The organism is Microbulbifer donghaiensis (assembly GCF_900129095.1).
GTDB classification, from domain to species: domain Bacteria; phylum Pseudomonadota; class Gammaproteobacteria; order Pseudomonadales; family Cellvibrionaceae; genus Microbulbifer; species Microbulbifer donghaiensis.
Window position 1 is genome coordinate 128,376 of record NZ_FQVA01000004.1, and the last position, 16,627, is coordinate 145,002.

The following is a 16,627-nucleotide window of genomic DNA, read 5'->3' on the forward strand; positions in this document are numbered from 1 at the left end:
GCCCTCCATAGACTGCTTGGCTACCAGAACAATCGCCAAGAAAACATGTCATTTCTACAGTCCATCGATTCCGCCCTCGCCGCATTTGCCAATTTTGTCTGGGGCACGCCGCTGCTCGTATTACTGGTCGGCGGCGGCCTGGCGCTGCTGATCTATTCCCGCGGCCGCCCGTATCGCCATATCGGTCACAGCATCGACCTGCTGCGCGGCAAGTACGACGATCCGAATGATCCCGGCCAGGTGCCGCACCGGCAGGCGCTGTCGACCGCGCTGTCCGGCACGCTGGGACTCGGCAATATCGCCGGCGTGGCCATCGCCATCAGCACCGGCGGGCCGGGTGCGATTTTCTGGATGTGGGTGACCGCACTGGTGGGGGTGGCGACCAAGTTCTACACCGCGACTCTGGCGGTCATGTTCCGCGGTCGCGATTCCGCCGGTGAGCTGCAGGGCGGCCCCATGTATGTGATCCGCGAGGGGCTGGGCAAGCGGTGGATGCCGCTGGCATTGCTGTTCGCCGTGGCGGGCCTGTGCGGCATGCTGCCGGTGTTCCAGTCCAACCAGACGGTGCAGTTGCTGCGGGAATCTTTTGCGGTGCCGCTAGGCTGGGTGCCGGCGGAAGGCTCACTGATGTTCGATTTTGCCACCGGCCTGGTGCTGGCCATTGCCGCGGCGGTGGTGATTGCCGGGCGCATTCAGCGTATCGGCAAGTTCGCCGTGCGCGTCGTGCCGGGCATGGTGCTGTTCTACCTGGCGCTGACGCTGATCGTGATCGGCTATTTCTGGCAACAGGTGCCGGCCGCTTTCGCGCTGATTATCAGCGATGCGTTCAGCGGCCAGGCCGTGGCCGGCGGCGCGCTGGGTGCGGTGATCACTACCGGTATCAGCCGCGGCGCCTTCTCCAATGAGGCCGGTATCGGTACCGAATCCCTCGCCCATGGCGCAGCCAAAACCCGCGAGCCGATTCGCGAGGGCGTGGTGGCGATGCTGGGGCCGATTATCGATACGCTGATTATCTGCACCTGTACCGCACTGGTGATTCTGCTGACCGGGGTTTGGCAGCACGCGGAAGGCATCGCCGGCGTTACACTGACGGCGAACGCATTCTCCGAGGTGTTCGGGCACTTCGGCCCGATCCTGCTGCTGTTGATGGTGCTGCCGCTGGCGTTCAGTACCATCGTCACTTTCTGGTATTACGGCGTTAAGTGTTTTGTCTTTCTGTTCGGCAGCCGCTTCCAGGGGCTCTATACGGGCATGTATATCCTGTTGATCGTGATCGGTGCGGTGGCATCGCTGAACGCGGTGAACAGCATCATTATCGGCATGTACGCGATCATGGCGATCCCGACCATGACGTCGACACTTATGCTGGCGAAGCATGTTAACCGCGCCGCGCACGATTATTTTGTGCGGCTGAAGGCCAATGAACGGGCCAGCCTGAAAGATCCGGTATAACGCAAAAAGGGCGAACAGAAGTTCGCCCTTTTTGCGTGCTGGTGCCGGTTTGTTACGGTACGACAGAAACCTTGGTGCCCACGGTAGCGTTGCTGAAGAAGATCTTTGCCATATGCCAGGGCAGGCGGATACAGCCGTGAGAGGCCGGGTAGCCCGGCACATAGCCCGCGTGCATGGTGACAGCACCGTTGATCCGCATCATAAAGTCCATCGAGGCGCCGCGAAATACTGAACCGGGGGGGCGGCGGTGGCGACGCACATCCACATTACTTCTCAGTACATAACCGTTTCTGCTTACGTAATGCCCGTAGAGGTTGGAGCGGTGATTGTACTTCATCTCCGAAATGCGGAAATTGCCGGTGGGCGTTTTGTGCCCGGCCTTGCCGGTGGATACCGGCGAGACACCGGCCAGGTTGCCGCCTTTGTAAAAATAGGCCGTCTGTTCGCTGAGATCGATCACAATGCGGGGTGTGCCGCCGATAACATCGGGACGCCACCAGGACCTGCCGGTGTACTGCTGGGCACCGCTACCCGCATAGGGTGATCTGCTGTAGTAGCGCGAATTGTAGGTCTGCCGGCTGTACGGGTTGTACTGGTTGTACTGGCTACGCGAGTTGTTGTAGTAGCTGCGCACGTGCGGAGGGAGATTGTTTGGATCGCGATAATCGGCGCCCTCAGCTTCTTGCGTTACCAGCGAAGCGCTACCGAGTACCAGCAACGCGGCAAGTGACGATCCTTTAAACAGTGAAAAACGGCTTTGCATTGCGCACCTCTCTATTGCAAATGGGCTTTGCAAACAACAGCGATTTGCGAGTGCCACCCGCTGCGCGCGTCTTTACGGGACAAAGACTCCCGAACGCCTCGACGACGCGACAGCAGATTGTGATTTCCCCAAAGCGGTGTACCGGTATCTTCCGGCATGCGCCGCAGAATGGGCGAGCAGCGGCATTTACCACAGCAAGTGGGAACGATGGTAGGGTGGCCAGACAGGCGCAGTTACATCAAAAAGTAATGATGACCGATTCGGTTAGAGCGGTTACTGATGACCGATTTGCCGGGCTGGTCGCCGCCTTCGGGTGGGGCCTCGCCAGCGCATGCGCCAGATACTCCGCCCCAAAGCCCTCCTCCAGATCGCGCTTATGAAGCGTCGGTACCCATTCGATTTGTAACCGCAAAGGGGCAGCGCCATACTGGCCTGTCGAAGCCCAGCTTACCAAGTCCAATGCTCAAGAATTGGCGATAAAAGAATATGATGGCGTTCAGCGCAGCTTTTGCGTGTCAACGGACACATTGCGCTGCGAGCTCAATTATTCGAATTATGCATCCACCTGGGCCTTGCCAATCTCGTCGGGCCTGCGCTTCTTTTGAAATCGGATGAAGCCCCGCATCCAGCCGCAATAAGACTTTTTCATCCTATACGCCAGCTGCCGCCCACGCATAAAAGCACGAAGCCTGTCCATAAAACGAGCCGGCCGCGCCGGAAATGGTACGGGTATATCATCCATAAGCACTCCCGCGCCAAAACGCTGGTTGTTTACACAGCAAAACTAACCAATGACCAATATCTCCCTAGCATTACAGTCGTCACGACTGTGATTTCCAAGGCAGCGCTTCGATACGCCGAAAACTGATTCAATATCAATCAGTTACCGAGAGGGGGAGATACCTGGGATAGTGGTCGTGGAGGCCGTTTTACCCTGCCCGTTAAGGAAGTGTGACCTTGCGGAACCCTTGACGAATCAAGGGGCCGGCGTCATTGTGACGGAAAATCAATTTTGAGATATGAGTCGGCGGGTTATCGGTCCTGACGACTATGATACAAATGTTAAGTTTTTCGCATGAACTGGAAAGCATTAGTACAATTCGGAGGCCGAAAGCAGTCAAAACAGCCTCCATTAATAAATTTGGTAATCGGTCTGGGGTTGCTGTTCGGTCTCATTCCTTGGCTACTGCTGGATGGAAAATTTCTTCTAACGAAAGGAGATTTCAGGCAGGAAGAAATTCTCCTGGTGGTCAAAGAGCAGCCTGTGTTTTTCTGGGTTCTCGCGTTTTTTTCTGTAATTTGTAGTGTTATTTGCTTAGCCTCAGCTATTGGTGACTATCGAAACAATGTGCGAGCCCAAAAACTTAACAAGCGCAAGCAGTAAGCTAGGAACCTAACCCGCTTTTGCACACACCTCCATCTAACTGATCTGGAGGTGTCCTATGGGACGAAGAACGCGTTACAACCGTTACGACGACGATTTCAAGGCAACAGCAGTCTCGCTAACTGAGATTCCTGGTGTTCTAGCCAAGCATGTGGCTGAAGCTCTCGATATCCATGAAGTGATGCTTTATCGTTGGCGCATGGAGATGCGGCGGGGGCAGATCATGGCCAAGAAGAAAGACATACAGATAGATCCTGAGATTAAATCCGAGCTGAAACGTCTCAGGAAGCTGGAGCGGGAACACAACCTGCTCCAGGAAGAGCATGCCCTTTTAAAAAAAGCCATCCAATTCTCTTTACAACAAAAAGGGAAATCTTCGAGTTCATAGATCAAAACAGGGAGAGGCACAGCATTGCTATGATGTGCCGGATCTATGGTGTCACCCGAGATGGTTACAATTCCTGGCGTCGCCGAGGTGTATGTGAGCGTCGGCATGAAGATAGTGAGCTGTTTGTACACATAAGATCGATTTTTAACCGGCACGATGGCTGCTATGGCAGCCCTAAAATTACCCAAGAACTGAAAAAGAAGGGGATTAACGTCGGTCAGAAGCGAGTTGCCAGAATCATGCGAAATCACGGCCTCAGGGCAGTAAAATCGAGGATTTACACGGCTCGGCCCGGCACGTACAGACATGTCTATGGGATTAAATGCAAGATAGAGGGCATCAAGTTGACACGCCCTAATCAGCTCTGGGTGGGTGACGTTACATATATAAAACTCGGGGACGGTAGCTGGCAGTATCTATCGGTAGTCATGGATCGTTACAGCAGGAAGGTTGTCTCTTGGTCACTGAGTGATCGTAGGGATGTCTCGCTGACGTTGTCCAGTATCGACAGGGCTGTACGAAACCGTGGGCACCACCGAGAGCTCATATTTCACTCTGATCGCGGCAGCGAGTACTTGTCGGGTCAGTACCGTGAGCGGCTGCGGCGCTACGGAATTACTCAAAGTATGAATCGAGTAAAGAACATGAATGACAATGCGTTCATGGAGTCATTCTTTCACCAGTTCAAGACTGAGAGAATTAAGCGACAGGCGATCGATACCGCAAAACAGCTCAGATCGACAGTGACTGAATATATGCGCTACTACAATACCCAGAGGTCGCACTCGTCTATTGGGTATGTATCACCGCATGAATTCGAGTATAAAATCAATTGCTAACAACATGGTGTGTGCAAAAGCGGGTTAAGTCCCGCCCGGCAAAGAGCGCCGGGTCGGACGGCCTACACGCCGCTTCGCTCTATTTCGGCCGCCCGTGTGCTGGGCGTTAAGTGTTCTAGAGCAATGAGGAAAAAATGAAAAATTCTTATGCTGCGATAATTGTCGGATCTGCTCTTGCTTTCTTTTTAGAGGTGGTTGTCGGCTACACTAGCGCTATCGAAATCCCAAAAATAATTGTTGAAAACCTAGGCCCTGAAAATGGACTCCTTCTAGTTGGCATATTCACGGTGACTATCCCATATTTCTTAGTCTCTATTCTGGTTATTCCATTCTTGGCCTATTTCGCTAGATCTAAAACGCCAGCATATAGCATTGTTACCATGATGACCCTTGCAGGAATTATTGCCTGGAAATCAAATGGAAATTCCTCTCTCATTAGCCACTACTGGTCCTCAATACCCGTCGCCTTGGGTCTCCTATCTATATTGCTAGCGGCATGGCTAGTTACAAAGCATAAAGTCCACACTTAACAAACGGCTGTTATCGCCCGTTCGGGGCTGGGACGGCCTTTCCGCCGCTTTGCGGCCCCAAGTCCGCCCCAAAGCCGGGCGTTAGGCGACACAAAAACCAACGGCGCATTCCTATGGACCACGAACATCCTCCACTACCGCTGCGCGGTTCATGCCACTGCGGCTCGGTCCGCCTCACTCTACCGGCGGCGCCCGAAACGGCGACGAGTTGCAACTGCTCATTTTGCCGGCGCACGGGCGGTATATGGGCCTACTACGAACTTGGCACTGTCTTAGTCCAAGGCCACCCCGAGAACACCGAAAGCTACATCTGGGGTGACCGGACCCTGAAGAACTTTCGGTGCAAGACCTGCGGGATCGCCACCCATTGGGAGCCGCTTGAACCCGTGCCCGGCGCTCGTCATGGAGTGAACCTGAGGAACTTCGAACCCGGGCTCCTGGAGTCGGTCGTGGTCAGGCGACTCGATGGGGCAGATACATGGAAATTCCTAGATTGAGCACTTACCGCTTCTTGCATTCGGCGCTCAGAATCTCACAGGTGCTGCCTAACAAGTCGCCCAAGCCGATGCTGATCCCCACCCGCTTTAACGGACACCAGAATCTAGCGAAAGATGAGAGATGATTCATATTTTGGGCGGCTAATCATAGTGTTTATGTTCGGCCCACCGATGGTGGCAGTAAATCTTCTCTCGGAGAAAGAAGTAGTCCTGTCCTTGGTGATTTTTGCGGGTTGGCTTTGTCTTAGCGTGTATGCCATAAGCTACCTGAGTAAAAAACGTATAGTTAGAAAGTGGCTTTCAGTCCCTATAACCATTGCAATAGCTGCTTTCTACTTGAGCTTTTATGCGAGTCTCGGAGCTTAGCAAGCGGCTGTTGTCGCCCCTGCGGGGCTGGGACGGCCTTTCCACTGCTTTGCAGCTTCGAGTCCGCTCCAAAGCCGGACGTTAAGCATAAGACTTACCCACGAATAGTAGACACCCTGTATAGCTAGGTTTCAGCCAAACACGGAGGTGTACCATGGGTAAGAAGAGAGCTCAGGCGCATACTGCGCGGCGGTCAGCCTCGGCGGCGGGAGTCGGGTGCGGCGGCGATGCAAACCGAACTGTGAGGTAATGGCTTCGCGCCGGTGGCGATGCTAAGAAACACCTGTCGGCCTGAACAGGGGAAACACCGTGCGCCCATTTACCTTCTCTACGACCAGAACCATCGTCAATGAACCGGGGTCCGCCGCGCGGTTGGCACAGATCTGCGCGGACCAGGGGGTGAGATCGGTACTGCTGGTCACCGATCCGGGCATAGTACAAGCGGGACTGCTGGATCGAGTGCTGCCCAACTTCGACAGCGCCGGCATTACTCTCGGGAGTTTTGCTCGCGTCGAGGCGGATCCATCGGCAGAAAATGTCTTGGCCGCGGTCGCCAGTGCACGCGAAATGTCCGCCGAGCTGATCATCGGTTTCGGCGGCGGCAGCTCGATGGACGTGGCCAAGCTCGTCGCGGTGCTGGCCCATCCGGATTGCGGCCAATCCCTGGAGCAGCTCTACGGCGTCGGCAACGTGCGCGGGCCGCGACTGCCGCTGGTACAAGTACCGACCACCGCCGGTACCGGCTCCGAGGTCACGCCGATTGCCATTGTCACCACCGGGGAGGCCACCAAGGCCGGGGTGGTGTCGCCGGCGCTGCAACCGGATATCGCGCTGCTGGACGCGGAGCTGACGGTGGGCCTACCACCCCATGTCACAGCTGCCACAGGTATCGATGCGATGGTTCACGCGATCGAGGCTTACACCAGCGCCCTCAAAAAGAACCCGTTGTCGGACATGCTGGCGCGCGAGGCGCTGCGGCTGCTGGCGTCTAACATCGTCACGGCCGTACACAGCGGTGACAATCTCGAGGCGCGCGGCAATATGCTGCTGGGTGCGCTGCTCGCCGGCCAGGCCTTTGCCAACGCGCCGGTGGCGGCGGTACACGCGCTGGCCTACCCCCTCGGCGGCCACTTCCATATTCCCCACGGCCTGAGCAACTCGCTGGTATTGCCACAGGTGATGCGTTTCAATGCCCCGACCTGCACGCACCTCTACGCCGAGCTGGCCCCGCTAATCATGGGATCGGACTTCACCCCCGGTAGCGACGGCGAAGTCAGCGGAAAACTGATCGACTGGCTCGAACAGCTGATCGAAAAAGTCGGCCTGCCCCGGCGCCTGCGCGACTGCGGCGTGCCGCAGGATGCTATAGCGCGCCTGGCCGCCGATGCGATGGAGCAGCAGCGCCTGCTGGTCAACAACCCGCGCCCGCTGACCGAGGCGGACGCCGCGGCAATCTATAGTGCCGTCTATTAACTGCAAGCCGAGACCGCCATGTCTGAAGCAACCGACGTATCGCGCAGCGATTATCCAATCTTTTACCCGATCACAACCCGCTGGATGGACAACGATATCTATGGCCACGTGAACAACGTGACCTACTATTCCTATTTCGACAGCGCGGTAAACCGCTATCTGATCGAGGAGGGGGGACTGGATATCCACAGTGCGCCAGTGGTCGGCTTTGTGGTGAATTCCAGCTGCGACTACCGCATGCCCATCGCCTATCCGGACGAAATAGAAGCGGGGCTGCGCGTCGAGCGACTTGGAAATTCTTCGGTTACCTACGGTGTGGGGATCTTCAGGCGCGGGGAGGAATCTGCCTGTGCAGTGGGCAGTTTCACCCATGTGTTTGTCGATCGGGCGGCAAACCGGCCGGTGCCTATTCCGGCGCAGATCCGCAACGCGCTGGCAGCGATTTCCCGATAGCCCGACCGGCGGCAGCCCGCTGCCTTCTGATCCCGTAATCGGCACCTTAACCTCATGGTGGTGAGCCAGCAGCCGCGGGAGAAGCGAGATGCGTTCGGAACAGATTTCCAGGGTTGAGGCGCTGTGCCGCAATTATCTCAGCGCGCTTGAGGGCGGCGACCTGGAGGCGCTGCTGGCGAACTTTACCGATGATGCGGTTGCCATATCACCGATTTCCGGGCGACAGCCGGCCCGGGATTTCTACACCTACGTCATGCGGATAACCAGCGCGCGCAAAACGGTACTCAGGGATATCTTTATCGGCGTGTCGGATCCGACCCGGGCGGCAGTGCATTTTTCCTATACGCGCACCGTCGGCAGCGGCGAGCCCGCCACTATCGAGGGAGTAGACGTATTTGAACTGACCGAGGATTGCCGCAGGATCGCGTCAGTGACGATCATCTATGACACCGCGCCGGTCCGCGCCGACTTTGCCGGTCCGACGTCTGACCGCACTGGCTAGCTACGGCTGGCGTTTATTCCGCGACAGGTATTATCGCCGCTGTGCTTGCGGTCATCGACACCTTCCGGTCAAATGCCCACCTATTTCCTGGCGCTTCCTGGAAGGGAGCTGGCAGCCCTGTCGGTCAGCTGCCACAACCCGGGGGCGGCTAGCGGTAATGTACATAGTTATTGGAGAGTTGAGTTGCGCGAGTACTGTCCGCCAACAGAGCCGTTTCTTTCGGTCGTCTACAGCGATGATGCGCTGCTGGTGCTGGACAAGCCCAGCGGCCTGCTCAGCGTGCCCGGCCGTGATCCGGCCCATCGCGACAGCCTCGCCAGCCGCGCGCAGGAACGCTTTCCGGATGCACTGATCGTGCACCGGCTCGATATGGATACTTCAGGGCTGGTGATCATGGCGCGCAGCCCCGAGGTGCACCGGAAACTGAGCACCTTGTTCCAGAACCGGCAGGTGGAAAAAATCTACTGCGCGAAAGTGTGGGGAGAGCCGGGGGACGATACGGGAGAGATCGATTTGCCGCTGATATGCGACTGGCCGAACCGGCCCCGCCAGAAGGTGGATTTCGAGGTGGGCAAGCCGTCACTGACGCGCTGGGAAAAAATCTCGGCGACTGACGGCTGCAGCCTGATCAGGCTGAAGCCGGTGACCGGCCGCTCACACCAGCTGCGCGTACACCTGCAGGCGATCGGCCACCCGATTCTGGGCGATCCCTTCTACGCGCACCCGCAGGCACTGGCGGCCGCACCGCGGCTGCTGCTGCACGCGACGGAGCTGGCGCTCGCGCATCCTGAAACCGGGGAGTGGCTGCACTTCTCCAGCAAACCCGAGCGGGAATGGTTCCAATAAAAAGGGCGATCTGTTGATCGCCCTTTTTATTGTTACTTCTTGTTTTTATTCATCGCCGCGGCGAGCAGGTCACCCATGCTGCCGCGGCCATTGCCCTGGCCGCCCTGTTGCTGGCGGTTGCGGTTGTTGTGCCTCTGCGCCTGGCGGCTCTCGCGGTGGTCGCCCTTCTTGACGCCGCCGCTGCCCTGTTCGCCGGGCTCATCGGACATGCGCATGGACAGGCCGATGCGCTTGCGCGCCACGTCCACTTCCATGACCTTGACCTTGACGATGTCACCGGCCTTGACCACTTCGTGCGGATCCTTGACGAACTTCTCCGACAGCGCGGAGATATGCACCAGGCCGTCCTGGTGCACGCCGATATCGACAAAGGCGCCGAAGTTGGTGACGTTGGTGACGGTGCCCTCGAGCACCATGGCCGGGCGCAGGTCTTTGATTTCTTCGACACCCTCTTCGAACTTCGCGGTGCGGAATTCCGGGCGCGGGTCGCGGCCGGGTTTTTCCAGTTCGGCGATGATGTCGGTGACCGTCGGCACACCGAATTTCTCGTCGGTGTAGTCCGCCGGGTTCAGCCTGCGCAGGAAGGCGGAGTCGCCGATCAGGCTGTTGATCTCGCGACCGTTCTTCTCGGCGATGCGTTTCACCACCACGTAGGATTCCGGGTGCACGCCGGACTTGTCCAGCGGGTTTTCACCGCTGTTGATGCGCAGGAAGCCGGCTGCCTGTTCGAACGCCTTGGGACCGAGGCGCGGTACTTCCTTCAGCTGCTCGCGGTTCTTGAAGGCGCCGTGCTGGTCGCGATAGCTGACGATATTGGCGGCGATGGACGCGGTCAGACCGGAAACCCGCGAGAGCAGCGGCGCGGAGGCGGAGTTCAGTTCGGCGCCAACGCCGTTCACACAGTCTTCCACCACGGCGTCGAGGGAGCGCGCCAGCTGGGTCTGGGACACGTCGTGCTGGTACTGACCGACACCGATGGATTTCGGTTCGATCTTCACCAGTTCGGCGAGCGGATCCTGCAGGCGGCGCGCAATGGAGATGGCGCCGCGGATGGTCACGTCCAGGTCCGGGAATTCCCGCGCGGCAAATTCGGAGGCGGAGTACACGGAGGCGCCTGCCTCGTTCACCATCACCTTCTGCGCCGGCAGCTTGTAGTGCTTGAGGGTCTCGCCGACGAACTTGTCGGTCTCGCGGCTGGCGGTGCCGTTGCCGATCGCAATCAGGCCGACATCGTATTTGGTGCACAGGGCGGCGATCACCGCGGCGGATTCCTGGATGCGGTTCTGCGGTGGGTTGGGGAAGATGGCGGTGTGATCCAGCATCTTGCCGGTGGCATCGACGACGGCCACCTTGACCCCGGTGCGCAGACCCGGGTCCAGGCCGATGGTGGCCTTGTGACCGGCGGGTGCCGCCAGCAGCAGGTCTTTCAGGTTGCGGGAGAAGACCTTGATCGCCTCCTCTTCCGCCTTCTCGCGCAGCTCGCCCATCAGGTCGGTTTCGAGGCTGGTCAGCAGCTTGATGCGCCAGGTCCAGCGCACTACCTCGCCCAGCCATTTGTCCGCCGGGCGGCCCTGGTCTTCGACGCCGACATGCCTGGCGATCATGGTCTCACAGGGGTGGCCGGCGGTAGCGGGGCGCTCTTCATCGTCGTCGAGGCCAATACTGATTGCCAGAATGCCCTCGTTGCGGCCGCGGAAGATCGCCAGCGCGCGGTGGGACGGCACCTTGGACCAGTCTTCCGCGTACTCGAAGTAATCGCGGAACTTGGCCCCTTCCTCTTCCTTGCCGTCCAGCAGTTTGGACTTCACCTGGCCGTCGCGCTTGAGGAAATCCCGCAGCTTGCCGAGCAGTTCGGCATCCTCGGCGAAACGCTCCATCAGGATAAATTTGGCACCGTCGAGAGCGGCCTTGATGTCTTTCACATGCAGGGCGGCGTCCTCGTTGTCGGTGTTCAGGTATTGCTGCGCCTCTTCCTCCGGGTTCAGCGACGGATCGTTGAACAGCGCATCGGCCAGCGGTTCGAGGCCGGCTTCGATGGCGATCTGGCCCTTGGTGCGGCGCTTGGGTTTGTAGGGCAGGTAGAGGTCTTCGAGGCGGTTCTTGGTGTCGGCGGCATTGATCTGCTGCGCCAGCTCCGGCGTAAGTTTGCCCTGCTCGTCGATGCTCTTGAGGATGGTGGCGCGGCGCTCTTCCAGTTCGCGCAGGTAGCGCAGGCGCTCTTCCAGGTTGCGCAGCTGGGTGTCATCCAGGGCGCCGGTGACCTCCTTCCGGTAGCGGGAGATAAACGGCACCGTCGCGCCCTCGTCCAGTAGTGCCACGGCGGCGGCTACCTGTTGCGGGCGTACATTGAGTTCTTCGGCAATTCGAACGTTGATATCCAACATCTTATTTTTACATCCGTTCTGCGGGAGGCTTTTTACGTCTCGGCGTGGCGATCAGTCGAGGGCTGACTCGCCGGTTTCCGTGGCGCCGGTCGGGCCAGCGGTCACTCCGGAGACGACAAATTCGGGCGGGCATTATGCGTCACGTGGCCGCGACGAGAAAGGTTTGCGGTTAACGCGCAACCCTGTGCGGTGGTCTGCATCTAAAACGGCATCTTTCGTCGTCGAACTCCAGTAGAATGCGCAACTAGTCAAATTTTGATCAACTCGGGTTGATATTGGATAGAGGGTGTCCGTGAAAATTTCCAAGAAGAACAAGATCCTCGGGATTGTTATTCTCGCAGGTGTCGCTGTCATTGGTTTGACGTTGGGCCTTGCCCCCAAACCTGAGGAAAAAGTTGCAGAGGCGGCGGTGCCGCCGGTGGCCGATGTTCTCTACGCCGAGCCGGGCCGCAAGACCCTGCTGGTACCGAGCCAGGGCACTGTGCACGCGCGCCACGAGATCGAAGTGGTGGCCCGCGTCGGCGGTGTGATCGAGCAGGTCAACGACGCCTTCGTGCCCGGCGGCTTCTTCGATTCCGGTGCATCACTGGTGCAGATCGAGTCCGCGGATTACGCCCACCAGCTGACCCGCGCGGAAGCGCAGCTGGCCAATGCCCTGTCTACCCTGGCCCAGGAGCAGGGCCGCGCCAAGCAGGCCAAGCGCGAGTGGCGCGATCTGGGTTCCGATGCTGCCAACGCACTTTTCCTGCGCAAGCCACAGCTGTCCGCCGCCGAGGCCGCCGTGGCCGCGGCGCGCGCCGACCGCGATCAGGCCAAATTGGACCTGGAGCGCACCCGGGTGAAGGCGCCGTTCGCCGGCCGCGTGGTGGAGACCCTGGTCGATCTGGGGCAGTACGTTACTCCCGGCACTCGCCTGGCGAAAATTCACAGCACCGGCATTGCCGAAGTGCGCCTGCCGTTGACCGATCGCCAGCTGGCCCTGGTGGATCTGCCCCTGGGGCAGTCGATCGAGAATGGTCCCGCGGTGCGCCTGAGTGCGCGTATTGCCGGCCAGCAGCGCGAGTGGCGCGGCACCATAGTGCGCACCGAAGCCAGCATCGATCCGAACAGTCGCTTCGTCTACGCGGTGGCCCAGGTGCAGAACCCCTACCAGGGTGAGGCGCCGCTGGTGAACGGTCTGTTTGTCGAGGCGGATATCGCCGGCAAGACCTTCGACAACATTACCCGCCTGCCGCGCCAGGCCCTGCACGAGGGCGATCACCTGCTGGTGCTGGACGCGGAAAACAAGCTGGTGTTCAAGAACGTGCAGCTGCTGCAGGCGGTGGAAGAGGATGTCTGGGTGCGCGGCGATATCGCCCCGGGTGAGCGCGTGATTGTATCCAGCCTCGGCTATTCCCGCGAGGGCATGGTGATCACCGCCAACCCCCTGAATGAAAAGCCCACGGGCATGCTGCTCGGCGATGAGAGCGAGTCCACGGCGGCTGGCGATGCCGTTGCCGATACCGCCAGCGGCGGTGACCTCGATGCGGCCGCCGGCGCTGTACAGGGAGCGCGCTGATCATGCAGGGCATCATCGGATGGTTCGTACGCAACAGTAAGGCCGCCAACCTGCTGATGATCATGATCATCATCGGCGGCGTGTTTGGTATCAGCCATATCGGTCGCGAGGTGTTCCCGGCGATCAACCCGGGCATCGTGCGCGTCGATATCAGCTACCCGGGCGCCGGCCCGGCGGAAGTGGAGCAGCAGGTCACCCAGCGGGTGGAGCAGGCCATTTCCGAGGTGAAGGGTATCAAGGAGGTGAACTCCTGGTCCCGCCGCAGCCACAGCACCGTGGAAGTCAAGGCGGTGGACGGCTACGACGAGCTGCGCCTGCTGAACGACATCAAGGTGCAGGTGGACAGTGTCAACACCTTCCCCTCCGATATCGAGCGCCCGGTTGTCGCGCTGCAGGAGTGGGAGCAGGAGATCATGATGATCGCCATCGGCGGTCCCGTCTCCCCGCATGTGCTCAAAGATACGGCGATGGACCTGCGCGACAAGATGATGCTGCTGCCCGGTGTGCGCCGGGTGGACGTCTGGGGTGAGCGCGCCGACGAGGTGTCGATCGAGGTTTCCGAGCTGGATTTGCGCCGCTACAACCTGAGTTTCGACGACGTTTCCAATGCGGTGCGCCGCTCCTCCCTGGATCTGCCCGCCGGCATGGTGCGTTCCGATCGCGGCGACATCCAGGTGCAGACCCGCGGCCAGGCCTATACCGCCGATGACTTCGCCCGTATTCCGTTGATCAGCCGCGCCGACGGCACCCAGCTGCTGCTGGGCGAGGTGGCGGATATCGAGGACGGCTTCGAGGAAGAGGGCTCGGTGATCCGCTTCAACGGCAAGCCGGCAATGAACCTGCGCGTGATGCAGGGTGAACCGCTGGACGTGGTCGCGACCGCGGATGCGATCAAGGCGTTTATGGCGGAGGCCCGCGAACAGCTGCCGCCGGGCATGCAGTTCGAGATCTGGTTCGATTTCTCCGATGCCTATGAAGGTCGTATGAGCATGCTGCTGGGGAATGCCATCGGCGGCCTGGCGATGGTGTTCATCCTGTTGATGCTGTTCCTGCGCCCGGCGCTGGCCGTCTGGGTTACCGTGGGCATCGCCACCGCATTTATGGGCGCCTTCTGGCTGCTGCCGGTTACCGGCGTGACGCTGAACATGCTGTCGCTGTTCGCCTTCCTGATGATCCTGGGGATCGTGGTCGACGATGCGATTATCGTCGGGGAAGCGGTGCACGCCGCCCACGACCGCGGTGTGACCGGGCTGGCCGCCGCCGAAGCGGGCGTGAAACAGGTCTCCGCACCGGTGATCTTTGCCGTGGTTTCCACCATGGTGTTCTTCGTGCCGATGCTGTTCTTGCCGGGCTACACGTCGCAGATGATGCTGTCGCTGCCGGTGGTGGTGCTGCTGGCGCTGTCTTTCTCCCTGATCGAATCACTGCTGATCCTGCCGGCGCACCTGGTGAACCTGAAGCCGGAGCGGCAGGCCACGTCTGGCCTGGGGCTCCAGCTGCAGAAGCTGCGCGCGAAGTTTGCCGGCGGCATGAAGGTCGCCTGTGACAAGTACTATATGCCGCTGCTGGAGAAGTCACTGAGCAATAGCCGCACGACGGTGATGGCCTTCCTGATGGCGCTGCTGCTGTCCTTCGCCGTGTTCGGCGGCGGCTATATCGGCTCCGCCTTCTCCCCGTCGGTGCCCTCGGACCTGCTGCAACTGCGCACCACCATGGCGCCGGGCGAATCCTTCGAGGAAACCAAGCGGGTCATGGAGCAGTTCGAGCGCGCCGCCGTCAAAGTCGGCGACGATCCCGAAATGCTGGCGTTGAATGGCGGCAAGCCGTTTGTCGAGAACACCATGGCGTTCCTGTGGCGCGGCAATGTCACCGTGCTGCTGCAGCTGGCCGAAGGCGAGCAGCGCGACGTGACTTCCGAAGCGCTGGCACTGCGCTGGCGCGAATATGTGGGCGAACTACCCGCCAGCGTCGAGGAGATGCGTATTCACCACACGCTCAATGACGGTGGTGCCGGCATGTCCCTGAACCTGAGCACCTCCTCCGGTGACATGGACGAGCTGCGCAGGGCCGCCGATGCGGTGAAAGCCGCGCTGAACAATTACGCCGGTGTCTATGACGTGCGCGACAACTTGATCAGCGCGCGCCGGGATATCGAGATCCAGTTGAAACCCCACGCCACCAATATGGGTATCGGCCTCGCCGACGTCGCCAAGCAGGTGCGCCAGGGTTTCTACGGCGAGGAAGTGCAGCGCATTCCCCGCGGCCGCGAGGACGTCCGCGTAATGGTGCGCTATCCGCAAGAAGAGCGCGCCAGCGAAGAGCAGATCGACCGCATTCGCATTCGCACCGGCAACGGCGAGATCCCGTTCAGTGCGGTGGCCGAAGCGGTTTACGTGCCCGGCTATACCACCATCCGCCGCAATGATCGCGAGCGCACGGTGCGTATTACCGCGGAACTGACCCCGGGGGCGGCCTCGGCCCACGAGATACTGCAGCAGATGCGGGAAAAGGACGTGCCCAAGTGGGAGAAGCAGTTCAGCGGCTTCAGCCTGAAGACCGCCGGTGAAATGCAGGAGGAGGAAGAGTTCAGCTCGGCGATTCTGGCCTTCTTCGTGCTGTCGCTGTTTACGATCTACGCACTGCTGGCGATCGCCTTCCGCTCCTATTCGCAGCCGCTGCTGATCCTGACTGCGGTGCCCTTCGGTTTCTTCGGCGCGATTCTGGGCCACCTGCTGTTGGGTTACGACATCAGCATCATGTCCATGCTCGGCTTCCTCGCCGCCGCGGGCGTGGTGGTGAACGACAACCTGGTACTGATGGATCGTATCAACCAGCTGCGCGCCGAGGGTATGGCGATTATGGATGCGGTGGTGCAGGCCGGTCGCGACCGCTTCCGCCCGATCATCCTGACGTCGATCACTACCTTCGTGGGGCTGGTGCCGATCATGTTCGAGCGCTCCATTCAGGCACAGTTCCTGATCCCGATGGTAGTCAGCCTCGCCTTCGGTGTTCTCTGCGCCACCGCGGTGACGTTGGTCCTGGTGCCGAACCTGTACAAGGTCATCGAGGTGCTGCGCCTGAAAGTGCAGCGCAAGCGCGGCCGCGGCGAGGAGCTGCCGGCTTCCCTCGAGAATGTCTGATCCCGCCGCTCCCCTTTGCCGTTGACGAAAAGGGGAGCGTTGCGAAGGGGCG

The 16,627-nt window shown here is 59.8% G+C and carries 15 protein-coding genes; 12 read left to right on the forward strand and 3 right to left on the reverse strand.

Going from position 1 to position 16,627, the window contains the following annotated elements; genetic code table 11:
• The first annotated feature begins 45 nt into the window (after positions 1-45).
• Positions 46-1,452, forward strand: a complete 1,407-nt coding sequence (locus BUC36_RS14315) for an alanine/glycine:cation symporter family protein (RefSeq protein WP_073276354.1) — start codon at positions 46-48, stop codon at positions 1,450-1,452.
• A gap of 52 nt (positions 1,453-1,504) precedes the next feature.
• On the opposite strand, the gene BUC36_RS19240 is transcribed toward BUC36_RS14315, so the two are convergent.
• Entirely contained in the window at positions 1,505-2,215 is a 711-nt protein-coding gene (locus BUC36_RS19240; protein WP_234995006.1) for a L,D-transpeptidase family protein, read from the reverse strand.
• Positions 2,216-2,768: 553 nt separating this feature from the next.
• Positions 2,769-2,957 (reverse strand): phage integrase N-terminal SAM-like domain-containing protein, encoded by a 189-nt coding sequence (locus tag BUC36_RS14325; RefSeq protein ID WP_073276356.1) that lies wholly within the window; start codon positions 2,955-2,957, stop codon positions 2,769-2,771.
• Positions 2,958-3,290: 333 nt separating this feature from the next.
• Between BUC36_RS14325 and BUC36_RS14330 the strand changes: the two genes are divergently transcribed.
• From BUC36_RS14330 to BUC36_RS14370, 9 genes are all read left to right on the forward strand, one after another.
• Positions 3,291-3,599, forward strand: a complete 309-nt coding sequence (locus BUC36_RS14330) for a hypothetical protein (RefSeq protein WP_073276358.1) — start codon at positions 3,291-3,293, stop codon at positions 3,597-3,599.
• A gap of 58 nt (positions 3,600-3,657) precedes the next feature.
• Complete coding sequence (locus BUC36_RS19245) at positions 3,658-3,987, forward strand: transposase (protein WP_073273473.1); 330 nt, start codon at positions 3,658-3,660, stop codon at positions 3,985-3,987.
• Positions 3,984-4,826 (forward strand): IS3 family transposase, encoded by an 843-nt coding sequence (locus tag BUC36_RS19395; protein ID WP_407661777.1) that lies wholly within the window; start codon positions 3,984-3,986, stop codon positions 4,824-4,826. Before BUC36_RS19245 ends, BUC36_RS19395 begins: the two co-directional genes overlap by 4 nt.
• Before the next feature lie 134 nt (positions 4,827-4,960).
• A complete protein-coding gene (locus tag BUC36_RS14345; RefSeq protein ID WP_073276360.1) occupies positions 4,961-5,356 on the forward strand; it encodes a hypothetical protein in 396 nt (131 codons plus the stop codon).
• Positions 5,357-5,469: 113 nt separating this feature from the next.
• Complete coding sequence (locus tag BUC36_RS19410) at positions 5,470-5,853, forward strand: GFA family protein (RefSeq protein ID WP_073276362.1); 384 nt, start codon at positions 5,470-5,472, stop codon at positions 5,851-5,853.
• Between the two features lie 675 nt (positions 5,854-6,528).
• A complete protein-coding gene (locus BUC36_RS14355) occupies positions 6,529-7,692 on the forward strand; it encodes an iron-containing alcohol dehydrogenase (RefSeq protein ID WP_073276364.1) in 1,164 nt (387 codons plus the stop codon).
• Between the two features lie 18 nt (positions 7,693-7,710).
• Complete coding sequence (locus tag BUC36_RS14360; protein WP_073276367.1) at positions 7,711-8,145, forward strand: acyl-CoA thioesterase; 435 nt, start codon at positions 7,711-7,713, stop codon at positions 8,143-8,145.
• An 88-nt stretch (positions 8,146-8,233) separates the two neighbouring features.
• Positions 8,234-8,647 (forward strand): nuclear transport factor 2 family protein, encoded by a 414-nt coding sequence (locus BUC36_RS14365; protein ID WP_073276369.1) that lies wholly within the window; start codon positions 8,234-8,236, stop codon positions 8,645-8,647.
• Between the two features lie 183 nt (positions 8,648-8,830).
• Positions 8,831-9,493, forward strand: coding sequence for a pseudouridine synthase (locus tag BUC36_RS14370; protein ID WP_073276371.1), 663 nt, complete (start codon positions 8,831-8,833; stop codon positions 9,491-9,493).
• 32 nt (positions 9,494-9,525) lie between these two features.
• Here the strand turns inward: BUC36_RS14370 and BUC36_RS14375 are convergent, their stop codons facing one another.
• Positions 9,526-11,877, reverse strand: a complete 2,352-nt coding sequence (locus tag BUC36_RS14375) for a Tex family protein (RefSeq protein ID WP_073276373.1) — start codon at positions 11,875-11,877, stop codon at positions 9,526-9,528.
• A gap of 292 nt (positions 11,878-12,169) precedes the next feature.
• On the opposite strand from BUC36_RS14375, the gene BUC36_RS14380 reads away from it, so the two are divergent.
• Together BUC36_RS14380 and BUC36_RS14385 are read left to right on the forward strand one after the other, a co-directional pair.
• On the forward strand, positions 12,170-13,435 hold the full coding sequence (locus tag BUC36_RS14380) for an efflux RND transporter periplasmic adaptor subunit (RefSeq protein WP_073276609.1): 1,266 nt from the start codon (positions 12,170-12,172) through the stop codon (positions 13,433-13,435).
• Between the two features lie 2 nt (positions 13,436-13,437).
• A complete protein-coding gene (locus BUC36_RS14385) occupies positions 13,438-16,575 on the forward strand; it encodes an efflux RND transporter permease subunit (protein ID WP_073276375.1) in 3,138 nt (1,045 codons plus the stop codon).
• Positions 16,576-16,627: the final 52 nt, after the last annotated feature.

Coding starts and splice junctions, on each gene's coding strand:
- BUC36_RS14345 (WP_073276360.1), top strand. CDS start 4,961: ATGAAAAATTCTTATGCTGCGATAATTGTCGGATCTGCTCTTGCTTTC.
- BUC36_RS19240 (WP_234995006.1), bottom strand. CDS start 2,215: ATGCAAAGCCGTTTTTCACTGTTTAAAGGATCGTCACTTGCCGCGTTG.
- BUC36_RS14375 (WP_073276373.1), bottom strand. CDS start 11,877: ATGTTGGATATCAACGTTCGAATTGCCGAAGAACTCAATGTACGCCCG.
- BUC36_RS14365 (WP_073276369.1), top strand. CDS start 8,234: ATGCGTTCGGAACAGATTTCCAGGGTTGAGGCGCTGTGCCGCAATTAT.
- BUC36_RS14385 (WP_073276375.1), top strand. CDS start 13,438: ATGCAGGGCATCATCGGATGGTTCGTACGCAACAGTAAGGCCGCCAAC.
- BUC36_RS19410 (WP_073276362.1), top strand. CDS start 5,470: ATGGACCACGAACATCCTCCACTACCGCTGCGCGGTTCATGCCACTGC.
- BUC36_RS14360 (WP_073276367.1), top strand. CDS start 7,711: ATGTCTGAAGCAACCGACGTATCGCGCAGCGATTATCCAATCTTTTAC.
- BUC36_RS14315 (WP_073276354.1), top strand. CDS start 46: ATGTCATTTCTACAGTCCATCGATTCCGCCCTCGCCGCATTTGCCAAT.
- BUC36_RS14325 (WP_073276356.1), bottom strand. CDS start 2,957: ATGGATGATATACCCGTACCATTTCCGGCGCGGCCGGCTCGTTTTATG.
- BUC36_RS14330 (WP_073276358.1), top strand. CDS start 3,291: ATGAACTGGAAAGCATTAGTACAATTCGGAGGCCGAAAGCAGTCAAAA.
- BUC36_RS19245 (WP_073273473.1), top strand. CDS start 3,658: ATGGGACGAAGAACGCGTTACAACCGTTACGACGACGATTTCAAGGCA.